At 38.9% G+C, this 19672-nt stretch carries 20 protein-coding genes; 15 read left to right on the top strand and 5 right to left on the bottom strand.

Annotation, left to right across the window (positions count from 1 at the left end; translation table 11 throughout):
- Window positions 1-6 precede the first annotated feature (6 nt).
- Together QZ574_RS11625 and QZ574_RS11620 are read right to left on the bottom strand one after the other, a co-directional pair.
- Window positions 7-297 carry a DUF721 domain-containing protein gene (locus QZ574_RS11625; RefSeq protein ID WP_297089660.1) on the bottom strand — a complete coding sequence of 97 codons (291 nt, stop codon included), beginning with the start codon at window positions 295-297 and terminating at the stop codon, window positions 7-9.
- Window positions 294-1400 carry a DNA replication/repair protein RecF gene (locus tag QZ574_RS11620; protein ID WP_297089659.1) on the bottom strand — a complete coding sequence of 369 codons (1107 nt, stop codon included), beginning with the start codon at window positions 1398-1400 and terminating at the stop codon, window positions 294-296. The genes QZ574_RS11625 and QZ574_RS11620 overlap by 4 nt, the downstream gene beginning before the upstream one ends.
- A 181-nt stretch (window positions 1401-1581) precedes the next feature.
- On the opposite strand from QZ574_RS11620, the gene QZ574_RS11615 reads away from it, so the two are divergent.
- From QZ574_RS11615 to QZ574_RS11555, 13 genes are all read left to right on the top strand, one after another.
- Window positions 1582-2268 carry a tetratricopeptide repeat protein gene (locus tag QZ574_RS11615; RefSeq protein WP_297089658.1) on the top strand — a complete coding sequence of 229 codons (687 nt, stop codon included), beginning with the start codon at window positions 1582-1584 and terminating at the stop codon, window positions 2266-2268.
- 96 nt (window positions 2269-2364) lie between these two features.
- Window positions 2365-2850, top strand: coding sequence for a 6,7-dimethyl-8-ribityllumazine synthase (ribH, locus tag QZ574_RS11610; protein ID WP_297089657.1), 486 nt, complete (start codon window positions 2365-2367; stop codon window positions 2848-2850).
- Window positions 2851-3231: 381 nt separating this feature from the next.
- A complete protein-coding gene (locus QZ574_RS11605; protein ID WP_297089656.1) occupies window positions 3232-4563 on the top strand; it encodes a TolC family protein in 1332 nt (443 codons plus the stop codon).
- A gap of 12 nt (window positions 4564-4575) precedes the next feature.
- Entirely contained in the window at window positions 4576-5667 is a 1092-nt protein-coding gene (locus QZ574_RS11600) for an efflux RND transporter periplasmic adaptor subunit (protein ID WP_297089655.1), read from the top strand.
- 10 nt (window positions 5668-5677) lie between these two features.
- Window positions 5678-8935, top strand: a complete 3258-nt coding sequence (locus QZ574_RS11595; protein ID WP_297089654.1) for an efflux RND transporter permease subunit — start codon at window positions 5678-5680, stop codon at window positions 8933-8935.
- Window positions 8935-9243, top strand: a complete 309-nt coding sequence (locus tag QZ574_RS11590; protein ID WP_297089653.1) for a hypothetical protein — start codon at window positions 8935-8937, stop codon at window positions 9241-9243. Before QZ574_RS11595 ends, QZ574_RS11590 begins: the two co-directional genes overlap by 1 nt.
- Before the next feature lie 37 nt (window positions 9244-9280).
- On the top strand, window positions 9281-9463 hold the full coding sequence (locus QZ574_RS11585; RefSeq protein WP_297089652.1) for a DUF2892 domain-containing protein: 183 nt from the start codon (window positions 9281-9283) through the stop codon (window positions 9461-9463).
- A gap of 137 nt (window positions 9464-9600) precedes the next feature.
- On the top strand, window positions 9601-10176 hold the full coding sequence (locus QZ574_RS11580; protein ID WP_297089651.1) for a DUF308 domain-containing protein: 576 nt from the start codon (window positions 9601-9603) through the stop codon (window positions 10174-10176).
- A 201-nt stretch (window positions 10177-10377) separates the two neighbouring features.
- The gene (locus tag QZ574_RS11575) at window positions 10378-10698 is read left to right on the top strand and encodes a NifB/NifX family molybdenum-iron cluster-binding protein (protein ID WP_297089650.1); all 321 of its coding nucleotides are present in this window, start codon (window positions 10378-10380) and stop codon (window positions 10696-10698) included.
- Between the two features lie 4 nt (window positions 10699-10702).
- Window positions 10703-10930 carry a DUF5320 domain-containing protein gene (locus tag QZ574_RS11570; RefSeq protein WP_297089649.1) on the top strand — a complete coding sequence of 76 codons (228 nt, stop codon included), beginning with the start codon at window positions 10703-10705 and terminating at the stop codon, window positions 10928-10930.
- A 17-nt stretch (window positions 10931-10947) separates the two neighbouring features.
- Window positions 10948-11289: a NifB/NifX family molybdenum-iron cluster-binding protein gene (locus QZ574_RS11565; protein ID WP_297089648.1), complete on the top strand. Its 342-nt coding sequence runs from the start codon at window positions 10948-10950 to the stop codon at window positions 11287-11289.
- Between the two features lie 153 nt (window positions 11290-11442).
- Window positions 11443-12309 carry an ATP-binding protein gene (locus QZ574_RS11560; RefSeq protein ID WP_297089647.1) on the top strand — a complete coding sequence of 289 codons (867 nt, stop codon included), beginning with the start codon at window positions 11443-11445 and terminating at the stop codon, window positions 12307-12309.
- Window positions 12310-12332: 23 nt separating this feature from the next.
- Complete coding sequence (locus QZ574_RS11555) at window positions 12333-13202, top strand: 4Fe-4S binding protein (protein WP_297089646.1); 870 nt, start codon at window positions 12333-12335, stop codon at window positions 13200-13202.
- Here the strand turns inward: QZ574_RS11555 and QZ574_RS11550 are convergent.
- On the bottom strand, window positions 13199-13879 hold the full coding sequence (locus QZ574_RS11550; protein WP_297089645.1) for a hypothetical protein: 681 nt from the start codon (window positions 13877-13879) through the stop codon (window positions 13199-13201). The genes QZ574_RS11555 and QZ574_RS11550 overlap by 4 nt on opposite strands.
- A 168-nt stretch (window positions 13880-14047) precedes the next feature.
- On the opposite strand from QZ574_RS11550, the gene QZ574_RS11545 reads away from it, so the two are divergent.
- On the top strand, window positions 14048-14845 hold the full coding sequence (locus QZ574_RS11545; protein ID WP_297089644.1) for an MBL fold metallo-hydrolase: 798 nt from the start codon (window positions 14048-14050) through the stop codon (window positions 14843-14845).
- Here the strand turns inward: QZ574_RS11545 and QZ574_RS11540 are convergent.
- Both QZ574_RS11540 and QZ574_RS11535 read right to left on the bottom strand, forming a co-directional pair.
- Window positions 14842-16221, bottom strand: a complete 1380-nt coding sequence (locus QZ574_RS11540; protein ID WP_297089643.1) for a hypothetical protein — start codon at window positions 16219-16221, stop codon at window positions 14842-14844. The two genes, QZ574_RS11545 and QZ574_RS11540, sit on opposite strands and share 4 nt — an antisense overlap.
- 60 nt (window positions 16222-16281) lie before the next feature.
- On the bottom strand, window positions 16282-17145 hold the full coding sequence (locus QZ574_RS11535; RefSeq protein WP_297089642.1) for an alpha/beta hydrolase family protein: 864 nt from the start codon (window positions 17143-17145) through the stop codon (window positions 16282-16284).
- A gap of 213 nt (window positions 17146-17358) precedes the next feature.
- On the opposite strand from QZ574_RS11535, the gene QZ574_RS11530 reads away from it, so the two are divergent.
- Window positions 17359-19647, top strand: coding sequence for a patatin-like phospholipase family protein (locus QZ574_RS11530; RefSeq protein WP_297089641.1), 2289 nt, complete (start codon window positions 17359-17361; stop codon window positions 19645-19647).
- The last annotated feature ends 25 nt before the right edge of the window (window positions 19648-19672 follow it).

Raw genomic sequence — 19672 nt, 5'->3', positions numbered from 1 at the left:
TACCTGTTATTTAAAAACAATTCGGGTTATAATTTCTTCGCCGGCATTGGAATTAATGCGCCTGCAAATTTCTTCTCGCATCAGAAACAACTCATTTTTAACTACACTCGATGTAATTTCAACATATAAAACCTGGTTCCTGATGTAAATATTGCGGGTATAGCGTGCAATGGTTTTTCCGAGCAAGTTTTCCCATCCCTGCACGATATCAACCTCTTTAAGCTTTCGTTCCATGCGGTTTTGCTCGATAAACTCTTTTAACACTTCGCTTAACGACTGCGTATTGCTTCTTCTCATTTTGCCAATTCTACTTTTCCTGATTCAACATTAAATATCCGATAATCGGCATCCATTTTTTTTATAATGGTATCCAAATGCTCGCGATTGGTGTCGGTAATAAAAATCTGACCGAACTGTTCGCCTGCTACAGCAGTAACTATTTGCTCTACCCGGTGGTGATCCAGCTTGTCGAAAATATCATCCAGTAATAAAATCGGTTTTTGCCCCGAAATTTCCTTTATAAAATCGAACTGGGCCAGTTTTAGCGCCACAAGATAAGTTTTCTTTTGCCCCTGCGACCCGAGCTTTTTTATAAGATACTCACCAATTTTTAACTGTAAATCATCTTTATGAATTCCTACGGTGGTATGCTGTACAATCCGGTCTTTTGGCAAAGCCGCCTTTAGCATCGTTTTAAAATCAGCATCGTAAAGGTCCGACTGATGGACTAGTTCTACGACCTCATTACCTTGCGAAATATAATTATAGTAGCGCTGAAAAACCGGGATTAACTTCTCCACAAATTTTTTCCGTTCATCATGAATACGGCATCCGTATTCGATCAATTGATCATCCCAAATACCCAGCAAATCTTCGTCGAAATACCGCTCAGCTACAAATTGCTTTAACAAATTATTGCGTTGAACCAATGCCCTGTTGTATTTTAAAAGATCATCAAGATAGGCCTGGTTGTATTGCGAAATAACCCCATCCATAAATTTTCGACGTTCGTCGCTTCCCCCTAAAATCAGGTTCACATCCGATGGTGTAATCATTACCAGGGGTAACAAGCCAATATGTTCCTGTAATTTCTTATAAACCTTGGTATTTCGTTTAAACTGTTTTTTCTGTCCTTTTTGCAAACCACAATTTATAATCTCCTTCGAACTTTTCCGCGCATAACTTCCGTTTAGCATAAAAAAGCTCTCTTCGTGATTAATATTTAACTGGTCGGTTGCATTAAAAAAACTTTTGCAAAACGACAGGTAATAGATTGCATCGAGCATATTTGTTTTGCCAGCCCCGTTTTTTCCGATAAAACAGTTCAGTTTAGGAGAAAAAACAGCTTTTACTTCCAGGATATTTTTAAAATTTACAATTAAAATCTCTTCAATATACATTAGCAATGTATTTACATTCGTTGCCACAAAACTAAATAAAATGCCTGCACATTTCCGAAATGTTGACAAAAAGCAGTTAATAACAGGTTTATGTTGATTATTCTGCAAAATAATAGTGGCATTGCAGAAGCAGTTTTGAAAAAAAAGCTATTTTTGCGGCACAATTTTGAAAAAGACAGAAATGGCAAAGAAGAATGTAGAACAGGCCGATAATTTACAAGAACTTGAAAGCGCGTTAACAAAAACGGAACAGTTTATCGAAGACAACTCAAAAATCATCAGTTACGCAATTGGTGGTGTAATTGTAGTTGTTGCCTTGTACCTTGGTTTTAATAAGTTTTATTTACAACCAAAAGAGGACGAGGCTATCTCGCAAATGTTTATGGCCGAGAATTATTTTGCAAAGGACTCATTTAACCTGGCCATTAATGGCGATGGAAATTACCTTGGGTTTTTGGATATTATTGATGATTACGGAATAACAAAATCAGCTAATCGTGCAAAATACTACACCGGTATTTCTTACCTGTACATGGGAGACTATGAAGCAGCACTTGATTATTTGAACGATTTTAAAACTGATGATTTGTTGCTTGCACCGGTAGCCGAAGGAGCTAAAGGAGACGCTTTTCTTGAATTGGGTGAAAGCGACAAAGCATTAAAACAATACAAAAAGGCATATGCAGTAACCGACAATGAACTTACCACTCCGGTTTATATGATGAAAGCGGCAAACCTGCTGGAGTCGATGGATGAGTTGGAAAATGCACTGGCTTTGTATGAGGAGATTAAGGAAAAATATCCGACTTCTACAGAAGGAACAAATGCCGATCGGTACATCGCACGCATTAAAACAAAATTGAATTAACAAAACAATTCAAATGATAGTTACACCCCTCTTCTGAGGGGTTTTTTGTTTGTAGAAATACATATTGCGCCCGGCGCAATTTTAAACAATTAAATTATGGCAACAAAAGACTTATCAGCATACGATATAAACTCGGTACCAACGGCAGAAAATATGCGTTTTGGCATTGTTGTGGCAGAATGGAATTGGGAAATAACTTCGGCATTGGCCAATGGAGCTGTCGATACCTTAAAAAAACATGGTGCTACCGATGATAATATTTCAGTAAAATATGTTCCTGGCACTTTTGAGCTGCCTTTGGGCGGACAGTTTTTTGCAGAAATGGATAACGTTGATGCGGTTATTTTGCTGGGCTGTGTTATTCAGGGCGATACCCGCCACTTCGACTACATTTGCGAAGGTGTTACCCAGGGTACAAAAGATTTAAATCTGAAGTATAACAAACCGTTTATTTTTGGCGTACTAACCACCAACAACGAGCAGCAAGCACTTGATCGCGCCGGCGGTAAACTTGGCAATAAAGGAGACGAAGCAGCTGTAACAGCCATAAAAATGGTAGCCTTGCAGCAATCCTTTAAGTAAACCGCCTTACTACATCCTCCAAACCTTTTACCCAATTATTAGCAGTTGTACCCCCAACACGAGCTATATTGAACATTATCTCAATTTTTTAACATTGAGATAATGTTTAACAGTTTGTATATTTTTTCAAATATATCCTTACAAAAACTGAAACCCAGACATTAAAAACTCCGTACTGCACTGTAAACTAAGAATTAACAGAATCAGTATTTTGATTGCAACAGCCTTTTTTCATAAGCGCAGTATCGCCACCATTCCGCAGCTTAACAAGCTAATAGATTAAAAGTATGACTGATAAATTATTTATATATCTATTTATATAGATATTTATATTTAATAACATATATTTGCAGTGAAAAAGAATCAAAAACGATTAATAATATGTCAACACAAAAATTCAATTACGTATTTTTATTGCTGCTAATCACACCGGCAATTTTAATGGCCCAACCAAGACCATTGAGTTTAAGTGAAGCTTTAACCCTGGCTGACGAAAACAACCTAAATGTAAAAAGTGCAGAAGCCCGCATTGAGGCAGCACGTGCCCAATACCGCATGACCAATTCAGTGTTCCTCCCTGGACTTGAAGCCAGTCATACCGGTGTTTCTACAAACGATCCTTTATCTGCCTTTGGTTTTAAACTGAAGCAGGAAATTGTGCAAGAATCAGATTTTAATCCTGATTTGCTAAATGATCCGGGAACGATGGAGAATTTCCAAACCAAATTGGAACTGCAACAACCGCTGCTTAATCTCGATGGAATTTATGCCAGAAAGGCTGCAAAAAATCAGTTGGATGCTCTATCATTTCAAAGTAACCGTGTTAAATTAAACATTCGGTACGAGGTAAAAAACGCGTATTTCATGCTGGAGCTGGCAGAGTCGTCGGTTAAGGTATTGGAAAAATCTGTAGCAGTTGCCAACGAAGCACTGCGCCTAACAAAAGACAATGCCGAGCAGGGATTTGCCAAAGAGGCAGATGTACTTGAAGCATCCGTTAGGCTTGAAGAACGTAAAAATCAACTACTGGAAGCAAAAAACCAGCAACAAACGGCTAACGATTTTCTTGCTCATTTATTAGGGCTTGAGTTTAGCGAGCAGATTGAAACAACCGACTCGCTGATTCAACCGCCAATGCAGGTTATTATCGACCAAAATACGGTAAATCTTGAAAGCCGTTCCGATATGATGGCCTATCAAAAACAAATAGAGGCCGGCGAAAACATGGTAAAATCAAATAAAATGAAGTTTATTCCACGTTTAAATGCATTTGGTGCTGTGGAATGGAATGATGACAATCTATTTGGAACCTCTGCCAATAATTATATGGTTGGAGCATCATTAAGCTGGAGTTTGTTTAACGGTTATAAAAATACCGGAGCCATACAGCATGCAAGTGCTCAGCTGGATGAAGCCAGGTACAACTACGAAGATTACCTTTCGAAAAGCCAGGTTGAAATAAACCGGGCTACGCGCAAAATGACCTTAAATTACAATCGAATTCAATCGAGTAAACTGGCCAAGGAACAAGCCAATGAATCATTAAGAATCAGAACCAATCGTTTTAAACAAGGTTTGGAAAAAACAGCCGACTTACTGATGGCAGAAGCCTTAACCTCGCAAAAAGAACTTGAATACATTCAATCAATATATAATTATAAACAGGCCATTTTTCAAATGGAACTGCTAATTGAACAAGATATTAACGAATAAACGCCATACAAAATGAAAGCACAATTAAAAAAATCAAAATTTATTATTGCTGTTGCATTACTATCAATAATTGCAATTTCATGTGGTAAAAAAGAAAAAGATAATTCAACCACAAAACAAGAAAAAATTACAGTTCAAACCACACTGGCAAAATTGGCCGATTACCCTGTTATGCATAGTTTCTCAGGCAAACTTGAAGCCGATAAACAAAGTAACCTAAGTACCCGAATTATGGGACAGATAAGCCGTATTTATGTAAAACCCGGGCAAAAGGTTAGTAACGGCGACTTATTGGTTCAAATCAGAAACCAGGATATTTTAGCAAAAAAAGCACAGGTGGAAGCCAATAAAGTGGAAGCAACAACAGCTTTTGAAAGCGCAGAAAAAGACCTGAAACGATTTGAAGCCCTTTATGCAGCCGAAAGTGCATCGGATAAAGAAATGGATGACATACGCACCCACTACAACATGGCCAAAGCCCGTTTGGCAGCCATTGAGCAAATGGAAAAAGAAGTGGAAGAAACCATGCGTTATGCTCTAATTCGCGCACCATACAGCGGTGTTATCACCAGTAAATTTGTACAGGAAGGCGATATGGCTAACCCGGGAATGCCACTGTTAAGCATGGAAAGTCCGTCGCAGTGGAAAGTAATTGCACGTATACCCGAAGCCGATATTGCAAAAGTAAAGTTAAACGATGCGGTTAAAGTTAAATTTACTGCAGTTGAAGCCGAGCTGGATGGAAAAATAGTAGAGATAAACCCGTCAACCACCAATACCGGCAACCAATACCAGGCTAAAGTTTTGGTAACAATACCTGAAAATTGTTCAGCTAAACTTTACAGCGGCATGTATGCCGAGGTACTGTTTAAGCACGGCACACAGAAACGAATTCTTGTGGATAAAAATGCCTTGGTACACCGCGGACAGTTAGTTGGTATTTATGCCGTAAGCCAAAGTGGTAATGCCCTGTTGCGCTGGGTAAAAACCGGAAAAACATTTGGAAACAAGATTGAAATAATTTCCGGATTAAGTGATGGTGAAGAATATATTGAATCAACTGAAAGCAAGCTTTTTGACGGAGCTTTAGTTGCTAACAATTAAGAATACAACTATGAAGACAGGATTTGCTGGCGGAATAGCCAAACAATTTATAAATTCGAAATTAACGCCGCTGTTAATGATTGCTTTTATGGCAATCGGTATTTACAGCTCGTACCTGACTCCACGCGAAGAAGAACCGCAAATTGATGTACCAATTGCTGACATTTTCTTTCGCTACCCCGGAGCAAGCCCAAAAGAAATTGAATCGCGCGTAATGCAACCGCTTGAAAAAGTTGTTGCCAACATTCCCGGGGTTGAATATGTTTATTCTACCTCAATGCCGGGCCAGGCAATGCTTATCGTTCAGTTTTATGTGGGAGAAGACATTGAACGCTCGTTGGTAAAAATGTATAACGAGATTATGAAACACATGGACCAGATGCCACACGGAACAAGTTTACCGCTGGTAAAAACACGGTCAATTGACGATGTTCCTGTGTTGGGCCTTACCTTCTGGAGCGAGAACTACGACGATTACCAGTTAAAACGGATTGCACAGGAAGTAAACAACGAAATAGAGCAGGTTACTGACGTATCTGAAACAAAAGTTATTGGTGGTAGATCGCGCCAAATACGAGTGGTATTAAACAACGGCGCAATGGCCCGGTACAATGTTGATGCCCTAAGTATTGCTCAAAAAATTCAAACTGCCAATCAGCAACTTAACACTGGTTCTTTTAATAAAAACGATGTTGAATACCTGGTTGAAGCCGGCGAATTTCTAAAAACTTCGGATGACGTTTCAAACCTGGTTGTTGGCATACATGGCGGAAGCCCGGTTTACCTGAAACAGGTTGCCAGCATTCTTGATGGTCCTGAAGAACCTATTCAGTATGTTAATTTTGGCTTTGGAACCATGGACGAACGAAATACTGATTTTGCAGGCGAATATCCGGCCGTTACTATATCGGTTGCCAAACGCAGAGGGGCCGATGCCATGAAAGTATCGGATGAAATTCTTGAAAAAATCAAACATCTTGAAAAAGATTTAATTCCGGCTGATGTACATGTTGATGTAACGCGTAATTACGGCGAAACAGCTTCACACAAAGTATCGGAGTTATTAATGCACCTTGCCGGAGCAATAATTGCTGTAACCTTTGTGGTAATGCTTGCCATGGGTTGGCGCGGTGGACTGGTGGTATTTTTATCGGTACCCATTACTTTCGCCTTAACCATGTTCAGCTATTATTTTCTTGATTATACCTTAAACAGGATTACACTTTTTGCATTGGTATTTGTTACCGGTATTGTGGTAGACGACTCGATTATTATTGCCGAAAATATGCACCGGCATTTTAAAATGAAAAAGCTGCCATTTATTCAGGCGGCTATGCGCTCAATCGACGAAGTTGGGAACCCAACTATTTTGGCAACCTTTACAGTAATTGCTGCCGTTTTGCCAATGGTATTCGTATCGGGGTTAATGGGACCTTACATGAGCCCAATGCCAATTGGAGCCTCAATTGCCATGATATTCTCGTTACTGGTAGCGCTTACCATTACACCGTACCTGGCATTCCGTTTACTAAAAGTGGTTGAAAAAGACGATAAAGTAAAAAAGGCATTTAAACTTGAAAATTCGCCGATTTACAAAATATATTTCAAAACCATGAAGCCCATGCTGGAATCACCTTGGAAACGCTGGACTTTCATCGGAACAATTACTGTTTTTCTATTGGCATCAATGACCCTGGTTTATTTTAAAATGGTAGCCGTAAAAATGCTTCCTTTTGATAATAAAAACGAGTTTCAGGTAGTAATAGATATGCCCGAAGGAACAACGCTGGAACGTACGGCCGCAATTACAAAAGAACTTGCAGCCTACATCGCACAACAGGAAGAGGTATTAAATTACCAAACTTATGTTGGAACAGCTTCACCTATGAATTTTAATGGTTTAGTACGTCATTACGATTTACGCAGCGGGTCGAATGTAGCCGATATACAGGTAAACCTTACTGATAAAACGGAGCGAAAAGTACAAAGTCATGACATTGCCAAAGCCATGCGCCCAGGTATTCAGGAACTTGCCAAAAAATTTAATGCCAACGCCAAGGTGGTAGAAGTTCCACCCGGACCTCCGGTACTTTCAACTTTGGTTGCCGAAATTTACGGACCGGATTACGACCAGCAAATTGAAGTGGGTCGCCAGGTGAAAAAACTATTTTCGGAAACGGCTGATGTGGTGGATATCGACTGGCAGGTAGAAGACGACCAGGTAGAGTATAAATTTAACGTACTTAAAGAGAAAGCTGCACTGATGGGTGTTTCAACACAACAGGTTGTAAACAGCGTGGCAATGGCTCTTGGTGGACAAGAAGTTGCACAGCTGTATGCTGAAAAAGAACACGAGCAGGTGGGCATTGCGCTTCGTTTTTCGGAAGACGAACGCTCCAGTATTGAAGACCTGAAAAAGGTAAATATTATGAGCATGACCGGTCAGACAGTTGCCCTGGGTGATGTGGTTGAAATTAAAGAAGAAATTCAGGACAAGAGTATTTACCGAAAAAACCAAAAGCGTGTGGTATATGTAACGGCTGATGTTGCCGGGAAACTGGAGAGTCCGGTTTACGGTATTTTGGAAATGAGTGAAAACCTGAATCAAATAAAACTTCCTGAAGGCTATGTGTTAAATGAAGAATTTACAGAACAGCCATTTGTTCAAGACAATTACAGCCTTAAATGGGATGGTGAATGGCAAATTACTTATGAAGTTTTCCGCGACCTGGGAGCAGCTTTCGCCGTAGTTCTGTTAGTTATTTACATGCTTATAATCGGTTGGTTCCAGAATTTTACCGTGCCTTTTGTAATGATGGTGGCCATTCCATTATCGCTGGTAGGTATTTTGCTAGGCCACTGGATGATGGGAGCATTCTTTACTGCAACTTCAATGATTGGTTTAATTGCCCTCGCCGGAATTATGGTTCGAAACTCCATATTGCTTATCGACTTTATAAATCTCAGGCTAAAAGATGGAATACCATTAAAAGATGCAGTAATTGAGGCCGGTGCGGTACGTACCACTCCTATTCTGCTTACTGCCGGTACTGTGGTTATTGGAGCTGTGGTTATTCTGTTTGACCCGATATTCCAGGGCCTTGCCATTTCTCTTATGGGCGGAACCATTGCATCTACATTTTTAACACTAATTATTGTTCCGCTGATTTATTATATGACAGAGAAGAAAAAGTACCCGGAGAAAAAACAAGAAAACCTTTCACCGGAGTTACAGGAAAATGATAAAACTAATAAGGAGGAAAACTAATGAAATTCATTATTATTCAAAGTGCAGAAGCATACCACCACGAGCTGGAAAAGATCTTTCGCGATATTAAAATAACTTCCTACAGCGAATTACCCGTTGATGGTTTTATGGAAAGTGCTGACGGAAATTCAGATATCTCTAACTGGTTCGGATCCTCGAAAAATCCGTACCGATACTTTATTTCTTTTACGTTTTTAGCTGCTGATAAAGCCGACGAACTACTAGAACGTATAAGAACTTTTAATGAAGAGGTTGAAGGAGTTAGTCCGATTAGCGCCTACATTTCAGCCGTTGAAAAATTTGTATAAATAATTATTTGATTTAAAAGCATAAAACACGATTAAGATGAAAGAAAGAATAATACGTGCAGTAGCAGGAATATTAGTTTTAACAAGTATTCTTTTAGCCATATTTGTTAATATTTACTGGCTTGGTTTGGCAGGATTTGTTGGATTGAATTTGCTTCAATCCTCGTTAACAAAGTTCTGTCCGCTGGATTTTTTCCTTGAAAAAGCAGGAGTAGAATAAGCTTTTTTGCACTGCAAAAGGAGTTTTGGTAAAAGGTTGTCGGAAATCGGCAACCTTTTCCTGTTTATTATACTTGGTATATGTCGGCTTTTTAACTTAACTTTAATCGTGTTTCAATACAATAAAAATTAAAGGAAATGACAGACAACAAAAATAAAAAAGTGGCTGAGAGCGTATGGAAGTTAATTATGGCACGCGGAGTTACGCTGCTTGTAGTTGGATTAATACTGCTGATTTTCCCTAAGGCAACGTTAGCCACTCTAATTTTTATTCTCGGCGTTTATTGGCTTATTGACGGAATAGTTACCTTATTTAATACCTGGCAACAACGTAACATAAGGAAAAATTGGTGGTGGGGACTAATTACCGGTAGTTTAGGTATTATTGCCGGATTTATTGTGATACTAAAGCCCTTTTCAAGCGCTGTTTACACCACCTCGTTTCTAATGTGGTTTCTTGGTGTGGTAGCTTTAATCAATGGTATTTCAGGCGTTATTACCGGAATAAAAGTACGCAACTTAAACACTGGCGAACGGTCTATGTTATGGGGCGGTATTTTCTCAATCATCCTTGGTATTATTCTAATATCATCGCCATACACCTCGGCGCTGGCAATTGTGAAAATTATTGGTGCATTTGCAATATTTGCCGGAGTTATCACCTTGCTAATTGCTAATCGTGTTAAAAAGAAAACAGAAGAATCAGAGCTATAGTTGCTAACATACTCCTCAACTATTCAGAAAGTTGCAGAACAATAAAGAGTTATGTTTTGCAACTTTTTTATTTTGAATCAAATTCAAAATCCATTCCCACTTAATGCACTTTTGTTCATTTTAATTTAGCAATTACAAATATTTTATCTTATCTTTGTAAAGAACATAAGTTAAATAAAAGAAAACAAACAATTTTGTAGAATGAAAACAATAATTACTTCTTCAGGAGATAATGTAGATGCTAAATTTGATTTGCGTTTTGGACGAGCAGGTTGGTTCTGTGTATACGATAAAGAAACACATACCGCCAATTTTATTGAAAACAGCTTTAAAAACTCAAATGGTGGAGCAGGCACAAAATCGTCAGAAATGGCTGCAGAACTAGGTGCCACACAAATTATTTCAGGTCATTTTGGCCCCAAAGCAAAAGATATGCTTGAAAAATTTAACATCCGGATGATCGAGTTAAATGAAGAAGAATTAAATGTAAAAGATGTGATTTTTAAAATTGAAAACAATTAACGAGATGCCAGGACTAGATCAAACCGGACCAATGGGCCAAGGAGCTCAAACCGGAAGAAAACAAGGAAGGTGCAACTCTGCTGAAAATGCAGAACAGGTAATGAATTTTGGTCGCCGAGGAGGAAGAGGTTTCAGGTTCCGCAATCAAAGCAGCGACGAAACAGTTATAACAAACAGTGGGCGAGGTAACAGAAGAGGCCGGGGTATGGGTTTCGGTCGAATGAAAAAATAATCAGGTTATTTCACGATATGAAGAAAAAAATTGCGGTTCCTGTTGATGAAAACGGGATATTAGACGGACATTTCGGACATTGCAAATATTTTGCATTGATTGATATTGAAAATGGGAAAATAGTAAAGGAAGAAAACGTTACTCCTCCTCCCCATGAGCCGGGTGTTTTACCAAAATGGCTTGCAGGGAAAGGCGTTACCGACGTTCTTGCCGGAGGAATGGGACACAAAGCTATCCAGATATTTAATTACAACGACGTAAATGTTTTCGTAGGTGCACCAAAATTAAGTGCTTCGGAATTAGCGCTTGGTTTTATCGAGAAATCAATTGAGTTTACAGCCAATTACTGCGATCACTAAAAAACATTTATAAAAAACACAACAATAGTACAATACGCGCAAATGGAAAAGAGCGCTTTCTGAGTTTTTAATTATTTATAGGTACTCGGAGTTAGCTACTAAATCGGTATTCCCCGGAGAAACACTCCGGGGAATTTTTTAAAGCAAATTTTTATGCAAATTGCAATAGCAAGCGGCAAAGGCGGCACAGGAAAAACAACGGTTAGTGTTAACCTGCTTCATTTTTTAACTAAAAAATACAATAAGGTTAAACTTATCGATTGTGACGTAGAAGAACCCAACAGTCTTTTGTTCTTTCCGGGAGCAATACTAAAAACAGACACACCGGTATTTACTGAAGTACCGGAAATAGATGGAGAGAAATGTACTTTCTGTAAAAAATGTGTAGAATGGTGCGAATTTAATGCAATAAGTATTGTGAAAAAACTGCATTTTACCGAAGTTAATTACGACCTGTGTCATTCGTGCGGAGCATGTTTTGAAGCCTGCGAGTTTAATGCCATTAAATCTGTACAGAGGCCACTCGGAAATCTCTCGGAATACACTACCCCGCAGGGCGAATCGGTTGCCGAGGGTCGCCTGGAAATAGGCTCGGCAATGCAAACGGCACTAATAAAACAGTTAAAAAAACAACAAATACAAGAAACAGGAATTACACTTTTGGATGCTCCTCCCGGAACCAGTTGCCCTGTGGTAGAAACAGTTGCAACAGCAGACTATGTAATTTTAGTAACAGAACCAACACCTTTTGGCTTGCACGATTTAAAACTTACAGTAGAGTTGCTCGACGATCTTAAAAAACCTTTTGGCGTTATAGTTAACAAGGCCGGATTAGGCAACAACAAGGTATTTAGCTACCTGAAAAAGAACAATATTTCTTTACTCGGTGAGATTCCCTTTTCAAAAAATTATGCAAAAAGGTATTCAACAGGTAAGCTTTTTGAGTCGATTCCTATTGAGGTAGAAACGACTTATAACTCAATAATTGATCAATTAAAACCGGTTTTGCAGAGTGCATGACATGGGAGCAACAATATAGTTAGATGAAAGAAATTACAATTTTAAGTGGTAAAGGAGGTGCCGGAAAAACAAGTATTACTGCTGCCCTGGCAACTTTATGCAAAAGTGCTGTTTTTTGCGACAATGATGTTGATGCCTCCGACCTGCATTTAATTTTTAAACCAGAAGTTAAGGAATCACACCAATTTGATAGCGGGTCGATAGCGACAATTTTGTCGGACCAATGCACAAATTGTGGATTATGTCTTGATGCTTGCCGCTTTGAGGCAATATTTACAAACGAAAGTGGTATGCCTGAAGTTAATCCCTTTCAGTGTGAAGGGTGCCGTTTATGCGAACGACTTTGTCCGGCAAATGCAATTAAAACCAACAAAAACCTGAATAACAGCTGGTTTATTTCCACAACACGTTTTGGAACCATGGTACATGCAAAAATGGCACCTGGAGAAGAAAACTCGGGAAAACTGGTTACTCAAATCAGAGAAAAATCGAAAGAACTGGCACTGGCACAAAATGCTCAATTTATTATTAACGACGGTCCTCCGGGGATTGGATGTACAGCTATATCTTCAATTACCGGTACCGATGCCGTTTTACTGATAATAGAACCAACAGTTTCGGGATTACACGATGCCAAACGTTTGGTAAAACTCGTACGTTCGTTTAATGTCCCCCTGTTTGCCGCAATAAACAAATTTGATATCAACACCGATTTTACTTCGAAAGTGGAGGCCTATTTAAAAGAAAATGGAATTCCGCTCTCTGGCAAAATTCCATTTTCCGAATTGTTTGTTGAAGCTATGCTAAAAGAACAATCGGTGGTCGAATTTGCACCAGATCATCCTGTTAATGAAGAATTAAGCAAACTTTGGAACTTTATTTCCTGCTCCTAATTCTCAAAACGGGTAAGTTTGCTTGTTCCCATCAGTTTCCCTTTTTTATTGTAGGATTCTGACGCAACCATCCCAACCCCTTCAGCATACCATTCAATTGATTTGGCTTGAATTTTCACCATCATTTTGGTAGAAATCAATTGCGATATTTTAATACAATCGAATACTCCGGCAGGAGTTTCAATTTTTTCTTTTGCTTCAACTTTTCGGTCGCTAATATCAACAGTCATATTCAAGCCAATTCCTCCTGAAGTTGAAATTGCCAGCGATGCATCTTTTAATACTGTGCCGGCAGCAGCCGACATGGAAGGCATTTCCATTTCCGACGCGTCAATCTGGCAATCAGTATTGCCAAACATTTGCATCGATTCACCACTCATAAACCGTTTCATATCAAATTCAAAAACACCGTTTTTACACCAGGCTTCAAAAGTATTCGAAAACGTTTCATTATCTTTCTGGTCATACGACGTCATTTGCACCGTATACTTCAAACCTTCGGCGTTATTTTCTTTACTCTTCAACTCGTAAGCTATTCTTCCTGTTGGTTTTCCTTTCGCATTGTAGTTGGTAATTTCCCATTTTGTTCCCGTTTTATAAGGAATAAAACCTTTACAATCCTGGGCATGTGAATAAAATACTGATAATAAAATGATGCTAATAATTAAAAATCTCATGTTAAAATATTTATTGATTACTTGTTATGCTTAAGAATTCTATTGATTATCTAAAAATAAATAATTAGCAAATGCGAGTCAATATTAGAATGTAATTCAGGCTAAATTATTTTAACTAACTTTACCCAATTATAAACAAATGATTACTATTTTTCATAAAAACAGACCATGCAAGCCGAAAATATGACAATAACTATTTTAACTGAAAATGTGGCCGGAGGTAAATTTTTGGCCGAACACGGATTGTCTTATTTAATTGAAATTGATGAAGAACAAATTTTATTTGACACGGGGCATTCTGACGTTTTTTTACAAAACGCCGGAAAACTAAAAATAGATATCGGCAATGATGTAAATAAAGTGGTACTAAGCCACGGACACTGGGATCATGGCGATGGGTTAATTCACCTGAGCAACAAACAGCTGTTCACGCATCCGGCAAGTTTTTCAAAACGGTTTAGAAAAGCTGACCACACCCCTGTTGGTCTTAAAATATCACGTAAACAGGCTTTGCAGAATTTTGATCTAACAGAGAGTTCTACATCATTAAAGCTAAGCAATAATCTCTATTTCCTGGGCGAAATTCCACGCAAAAATAACTTTGAAAGCTTAACCACTGATTTTATGCTGGCTGATGGTACAGATGACTTTATTGTTGATGATACAGCGCTGGCTGCAATTGTAAACAACCAGTTGGTAGTTATAACCGGTTGCTCGCATTCCGGAATATGTAACATTTGCGAATATGCCAAAATTGTTACCGGAATAAAAGAAATAAGAGCAGTAATTGGAGGTTTTCACCTTAAAAAGCAAGATGTTCAAACCCAAAACACCATTAAATATTTTCAGAAAAATAAAGTTGAAATTGTATTGCCCTCGCACTGCACAGCCCTTCCAGCGCTGGCACAGTTTTATCAAACGTTTACCACTACCCAGGTAAAAACCGGCATGACTATTCGTTTTTAATAGGCCTGCTGAAAGACAATTTCGCTTAAGCCCGCAATTTTATTATCCTCTGGATCGACAAAAATACGAACGCTTAACCTTCTGTCGTTTACTTTAACTACGCGTTCATTGGTCCATTTTTGTTCGCCCGCTGGCAAATCGTAGGTTACAGCTTCAATTCCTTCAAAAACTACTTTTTGCCAGGATGCTTGCTCGCAATCGCCTACCTGCGCACGTATACGGTAAACGCCATTCCTAACATTTATTTCAAAATCATAATAATCAACAGGATTGGTACATGCTGCTTTTGTGTGTTTAAACATAGTTTTGCCGAGCCTTGCATTACCACGCTCTCCTTTCGTGCATGCCATTACTTTGTCGCTTACATTCCATGCCCCCAAAAGCCATCCCATGCCTGCATATTCTTCAAAAGCCAGCAAATTTTTCTGATTTCCATTGCTTACAGGCGAGCGGGCAAACTCAACTTTGCCGCGCGTAAACGTTCGCGAAAAATGAAAGGTATTTTTAAAATATAACTCATAAAGCTGAGGGAAAAAATTTACAGCATTGGCAAAACAATCAGCAAAAGCTGGAATTGTATCGCTTTTCAGCAAACTCAACTGAACAAATCCCCAGGTATCATCCCCCCAACAAGTACCCAGCAATTGACCTTGTCTTACTCGCTGCCCGTCTTTTATTTCCAAATTATTTTTGTACAAATGATGATAAAAATAATACAGCTGTGGGTTTGATTCGCTTTGCAATAAAATGGCTGCCTCCTTGTTCATCCGGTCGGGAATCTTATTTTCAATCCAAACCACCGAGCTATTTTCCATTGCGACAAGCCAATGCTTTTCAACTCCGCGGGCATCGGTTAAAGCCAGGCCAATTCCCTCGTGCGAATAACCCTGTTTTTTTGAATTGGCACACGCTTGGCTTAAGTACGAAAACATATGATTGTCTTCATTCATATTCCAGTTAAAGCCATCGTTATAACTCACCGGAAACGTAAAGGAGTTGAAAGGAAGCATTTTGGCAGATGCATCGGATAAACAGATCAATGCATCTGAAGTTAACAAACTATGAACCTGCGCATTGCAGGCAATATCTTTCACATTTTTATTATCAGCAACAAATATTCTAATTCCCTTAAAAACAACAGGTAAACTGCGCCTGCTCACTTTCAAAACAAGCGTATCATTATTCAACTTAATTGTGTTAAACTGATTATTTGTAGCCAGCAAAACAACATCGGCATTTTTAAATCGAATGGTATCGCCAATACAGGTATTGTAGTAAAATGAATTTCCCCAAACGAAATCAGGCTTTGATTGAGATTGAGCCTCACAAAAAACGGTCAGGCCAATAAAAAAGAGTATGGCAAAAAGCTTTTTCAAAATTGTAATTTAATAAAGTGTTTCTCTTTTATGAACAACACAAAACGCTTTTCCCCTTAATTATCTCCTGAATTTTGCCGAAATAAACTGAAGTCCATCGAAAAGTCCTGTTCGCCAATAGCTCCATTCATGACCTCCGTTGCGCACTCTAAATTCATGCTGAATCCCCAAATCTTTCATTTTTACATGGAGTGCAGCGTTGCCTTTATACAAGAAATCATCATCGCCACAATCAATATACCAGCGCACCGAGTTAAGCTTTAATTTATCCACCGTATCGAGCAAATGTAACGGGCTGTTAGCTTTCCAGTGCTCGCTCACAGCGTTTTCTTTTTTGGCACCGTAAATCGAACCAAAATAATGATCGTATTTATCATTGGCAAGAATCTCTTCATCGGTAAATGTGCCGGCACTCATGGCAACACACGACGAAAATAAATCTGTATGTTTCATCGCCAACAGTAAGGCACCATTACCTCCCATTGATAATCCGGCTATCGCCCTGAATTCTTTCTTCTGACGAATTCGATACTTCTGCTCGACAAAAGGAATAAACTCCTGTATAAACATATCTTCCCAGCGATCCTTTCCATCGGCACTATTTACATACCACGATACTTTACCGTCGGGCATAACAATAATGCAAGGCGGAAAATCACCGGCAACAATTCCGCGGTCGGCTATACTGTTTGCCTCCCCAAACTGAATCCATCCGGTTTCATCGTCAGAATAGCCATGTAAAAGATACAGTACCGGGTAACTCCTGTTCGAGCTTTCATAATCGGGTGGTAAATAAACAGAATACGCTACGGGGTAATCCACAACCTTACTTTCAAATTTTAACGATTCTAAAACTTTGCCACTTTGCGCATATCCAGTAGAAATGCAAAGGCAAAAAATGATAAAAAAGAGCAATTTTTTCATGATTCAGGTTTCTTCTATTTTCTGCAAAATTATTAATTATGGCGTGCATACGAAAAATATATACCGAGAAAGCAACTTTAAACCATAAAATCATGTCTTGTAAAATATAAAAAATTGAATATCGTTCGTATTTTCAAAAAAATTAGCGTTTTGTTTATTTAACAAACTATCGTTTTTTGTAAATTTGATAGCGTTCAGAAAACAACACAACAAATGAAAAAGCCACTTCTTCTAATTCTTTTTACTATAGTTGTGCTGCAAACACAGGCACAATCGGTAGGGCTTGTGCTGAGTGGTGGCGGAGCAAAGGGCATGGCACATATTGGCGTAATTCGTGCATTGGAAGAAAACGATATTCCAATCGATTATATTTCTGGGACTTCAATAGGAGCCATTATTGGCGGACTTTATGCTGCCGGTTATTCTGCCGACGAAATGGAAGAATTATTTAAATCGGATGATTTTTATTTTTGGTCGACCGGGAAAATACAACGCGAATATCGTTATTATTTTAAACGGCAGGAGGAAGACCCTACATGGATTCAGTTACGCGTGGCCAAAAAAGATGAAAAAGTAAAAATTCTACCACCCACCAATATCATTCCGGGCGAACAAATGGATTTTGCTTTTATGGAGCTAACGGCTGCTACCAGTGCTGCCTGTAATTACGATTTTAACCAACTCATGATTCCTTTTTTCTGCATTGCTGCCGATGTTAATAATAGCGAACCGTTGGTGTTGCGTAATGGCGATCTGGGAAATGCAATACGCGCATCGATGACTGTGCCCTTGTATTTTAAACCCATAAAGATTGATGGGAAACTGCTTTTTGACGGGGGTTTGCTAAATAACTTCCCAACCGATTACATGAAGGAAATTTTTAACCCCGATATCATAATTGGCCATAAGGTTGCTGATGACGTGAAAGCTGCCGACTCCGACGATGTTATGCAACAAATATCAAACATGGTTATGCGTCCAACAAATTTTGAAATAGATCCATCTGACGGCATTTTACTGGAAACCAAGTTTGATGATGTGGGCTTACTCGATTTTCATAAAATAGAAAATGTACTTTCGAGGGGAGAAAAAACAGCTCTCGAAGCGCTTGAAGGCATTAAACAAATTGTAAACCGAAGAGTTCCCCAAAAAGAAGTACAGGCAAAACGTAACAATTTTAATAAGAAGAAACCTGAACTATACTTTCAAAACATTCAGGTTGAAGGCGTTACCGACCCCATGCAGCGCCAATTTATTATTCAGAGTATAAAACACCGCAACAATGTGGTGCCCCTCTCTACATTAAAAACCGAATATTTTAAACTGGTTGCCGATGAGCAGTTAAAATCAATTCAACCAATAACGCGTTACAACCAAAACACCGGATATTTTGACCTGCATTTAATTGTTGAACCTGAAAAACGTATGGACTTGAGTATTGGTGGCAATATTTCTACAAAACCCATTAACCAGGGATTTGCGGCAATAAATTACAGGGCCTACAACAGTAGGGCTTACTCCCTGCATTCAAACCTGTATTTCGGACGGTTTTACAGTTCGTTTAAACTGGGCGGACGAATCGACTACCCCACCTCCCTGCCGTTTTATCTTGAATCGTACCTTACATTTAACCGTTGGGACTATTTTTCGTCGAGTACCGAGCTTATTTTTGAAGATGTGCGCGAACCTTATATTATTAAAGACGAATCGAGTTTTAGAGTGGAAACCGGTTTCCCACTTGGTTTACACAGCAAAATGTATGGTGGACTCGCCTACTCTGTAGCCAGTAATCAGTATTATCAAACCGAAGAATCGAACAATAGTAGCGACCCCAACAATTCGAAATTTAATGCTTTTGTGAGCAAAGTTGGTTTTGAAAATAATTCGTTGAATTACAAACAATACGCCACCGAAGGTGCCCACCGTGGAGTTGAAGGCAGCTTTGTAATGGGCGAAGAGCAATACAAAGCAGGCAACAGCACTTCGGCTTATTCCATGTCGCCCGAAAAGCACCGGTACTTCCAGCTTGAAGCTCATGCACTTCGTTACTTCTCCTTAAGTAAAAAGTTGGTTTTGGGTACACACATTCAAAGTTACCTCAGCTCAAAGGATTTGTTTAAAACCTACCGATCTACAAAATTAGCAGCAACAGGGTTTACACCAACGCCACACAGCAAATCGTTGTTTATCGACCAATTTTACTCCAATAAATATGTTGCCGGCGGCCTGAAAGCGATTTACAACTTTACTCCGGAGATGCACTTACGCCTTGAAGCTTACGGTTTCTGCCCTATTTTTGAAGAATTGGAACAACCCGACTATTCCGTAATTGAAAGTGATAATTTTATCGAGAATTACTATTTGCAAGGCATGGCGTCGCTTGTATATCAAACCGGAATAGGGCCTGTAAGCCTATCGGTAAATTACTACGAAAAAAGCAATACCAACATTTATGTTACGCTTAACTTTGGTTATATCCTGTTTAATAAACGTGGCTTATAATTTTAGGGATAAAAGCGAAGAGCAA

It is taken from the genome of uncultured Draconibacterium sp. (assembly GCF_913063105.1).
In the GTDB taxonomy this organism is placed as follows: Bacteria; Bacteroidota; Bacteroidia; order Bacteroidales; family Prolixibacteraceae; genus Draconibacterium.
Note: the sequence above shows the minus strand (reverse complement) of the source record. Positions and strands in the feature narration are given on the sequence as shown.

Bases quoted from the DNA above. Each gene is read 5' to 3' on its own strand.
- QZ574_RS11600 (WP_297089655.1), top strand. From the start codon at position 4,576: ATGAAAGCACAATTAAAAAAATCAAAATTTATTATTGCTGTTGCATTA.
- QZ574_RS11585 (WP_297089652.1), top strand. From the start codon at position 9,281: ATGAAAGAAAGAATAATACGTGCAGTAGCAGGAATATTAGTTTTAACA.
- ribH (WP_297089657.1), top strand. From the start codon at position 2,365: ATGGCAACAAAAGACTTATCAGCATACGATATAAACTCGGTACCAACG.
- QZ574_RS11575 (WP_297089650.1), top strand. From the start codon at position 10,378: ATGAAAACAATAATTACTTCTTCAGGAGATAATGTAGATGCTAAATTT.
- QZ574_RS11580 (WP_297089651.1), top strand. From the start codon at position 9,601: ATGACAGACAACAAAAATAAAAAAGTGGCTGAGAGCGTATGGAAGTTA.
- QZ574_RS11615 (WP_297089658.1), top strand. From the start codon at position 1,582: ATGGCAAAGAAGAATGTAGAACAGGCCGATAATTTACAAGAACTTGAA.
- QZ574_RS11605 (WP_297089656.1), top strand. From the start codon at position 3,232: ATGTCAACACAAAAATTCAATTACGTATTTTTATTGCTGCTAATCACA.
- QZ574_RS11535 (WP_297089642.1), bottom strand. From the start codon at position 17,145: ATGAAAAAATTGCTCTTTTTTATCATTTTTTGCCTTTGCATTTCTACT.
- QZ574_RS11560 (WP_297089647.1), top strand. From the start codon at position 11,443: ATGCAAATTGCAATAGCAAGCGGCAAAGGCGGCACAGGAAAAACAACG.
- QZ574_RS11590 (WP_297089653.1), top strand. From the start codon at position 8,935: ATGAAATTCATTATTATTCAAAGTGCAGAAGCATACCACCACGAGCTG.
- QZ574_RS11625 (WP_297089660.1), bottom strand. From the start codon at position 297: ATGAGAAGAAGCAATACGCAGTCGTTAAGCGAAGTGTTAAAAGAGTTT.
- QZ574_RS11565 (WP_297089648.1), top strand. From the start codon at position 10,948: ATGAAGAAAAAAATTGCGGTTCCTGTTGATGAAAACGGGATATTAGAC.
- QZ574_RS11550 (WP_297089645.1), bottom strand. From the start codon at position 13,879: ATGAGATTTTTAATTATTAGCATCATTTTATTATCAGTATTTTATTCA.
- QZ574_RS11595 (WP_297089654.1), top strand. From the start codon at position 5,678: ATGAAGACAGGATTTGCTGGCGGAATAGCCAAACAATTTATAAATTCG.
- QZ574_RS11570 (WP_297089649.1), top strand. From the start codon at position 10,703: ATGCCAGGACTAGATCAAACCGGACCAATGGGCCAAGGAGCTCAAACC.
- QZ574_RS11620 (WP_297089659.1), bottom strand. From the start codon at position 1,400: ATGTATATTGAAGAGATTTTAATTGTAAATTTTAAAAATATCCTGGAA.
- QZ574_RS11545 (WP_297089644.1), top strand. From the start codon at position 14,048: ATGCAAGCCGAAAATATGACAATAACTATTTTAACTGAAAATGTGGCC.
- QZ574_RS11530 (WP_297089641.1), top strand. From the start codon at position 17,359: ATGAAAAAGCCACTTCTTCTAATTCTTTTTACTATAGTTGTGCTGCAA.
- QZ574_RS11555 (WP_297089646.1), top strand. From the start codon at position 12,333: ATGAAAGAAATTACAATTTTAAGTGGTAAAGGAGGTGCCGGAAAAACA.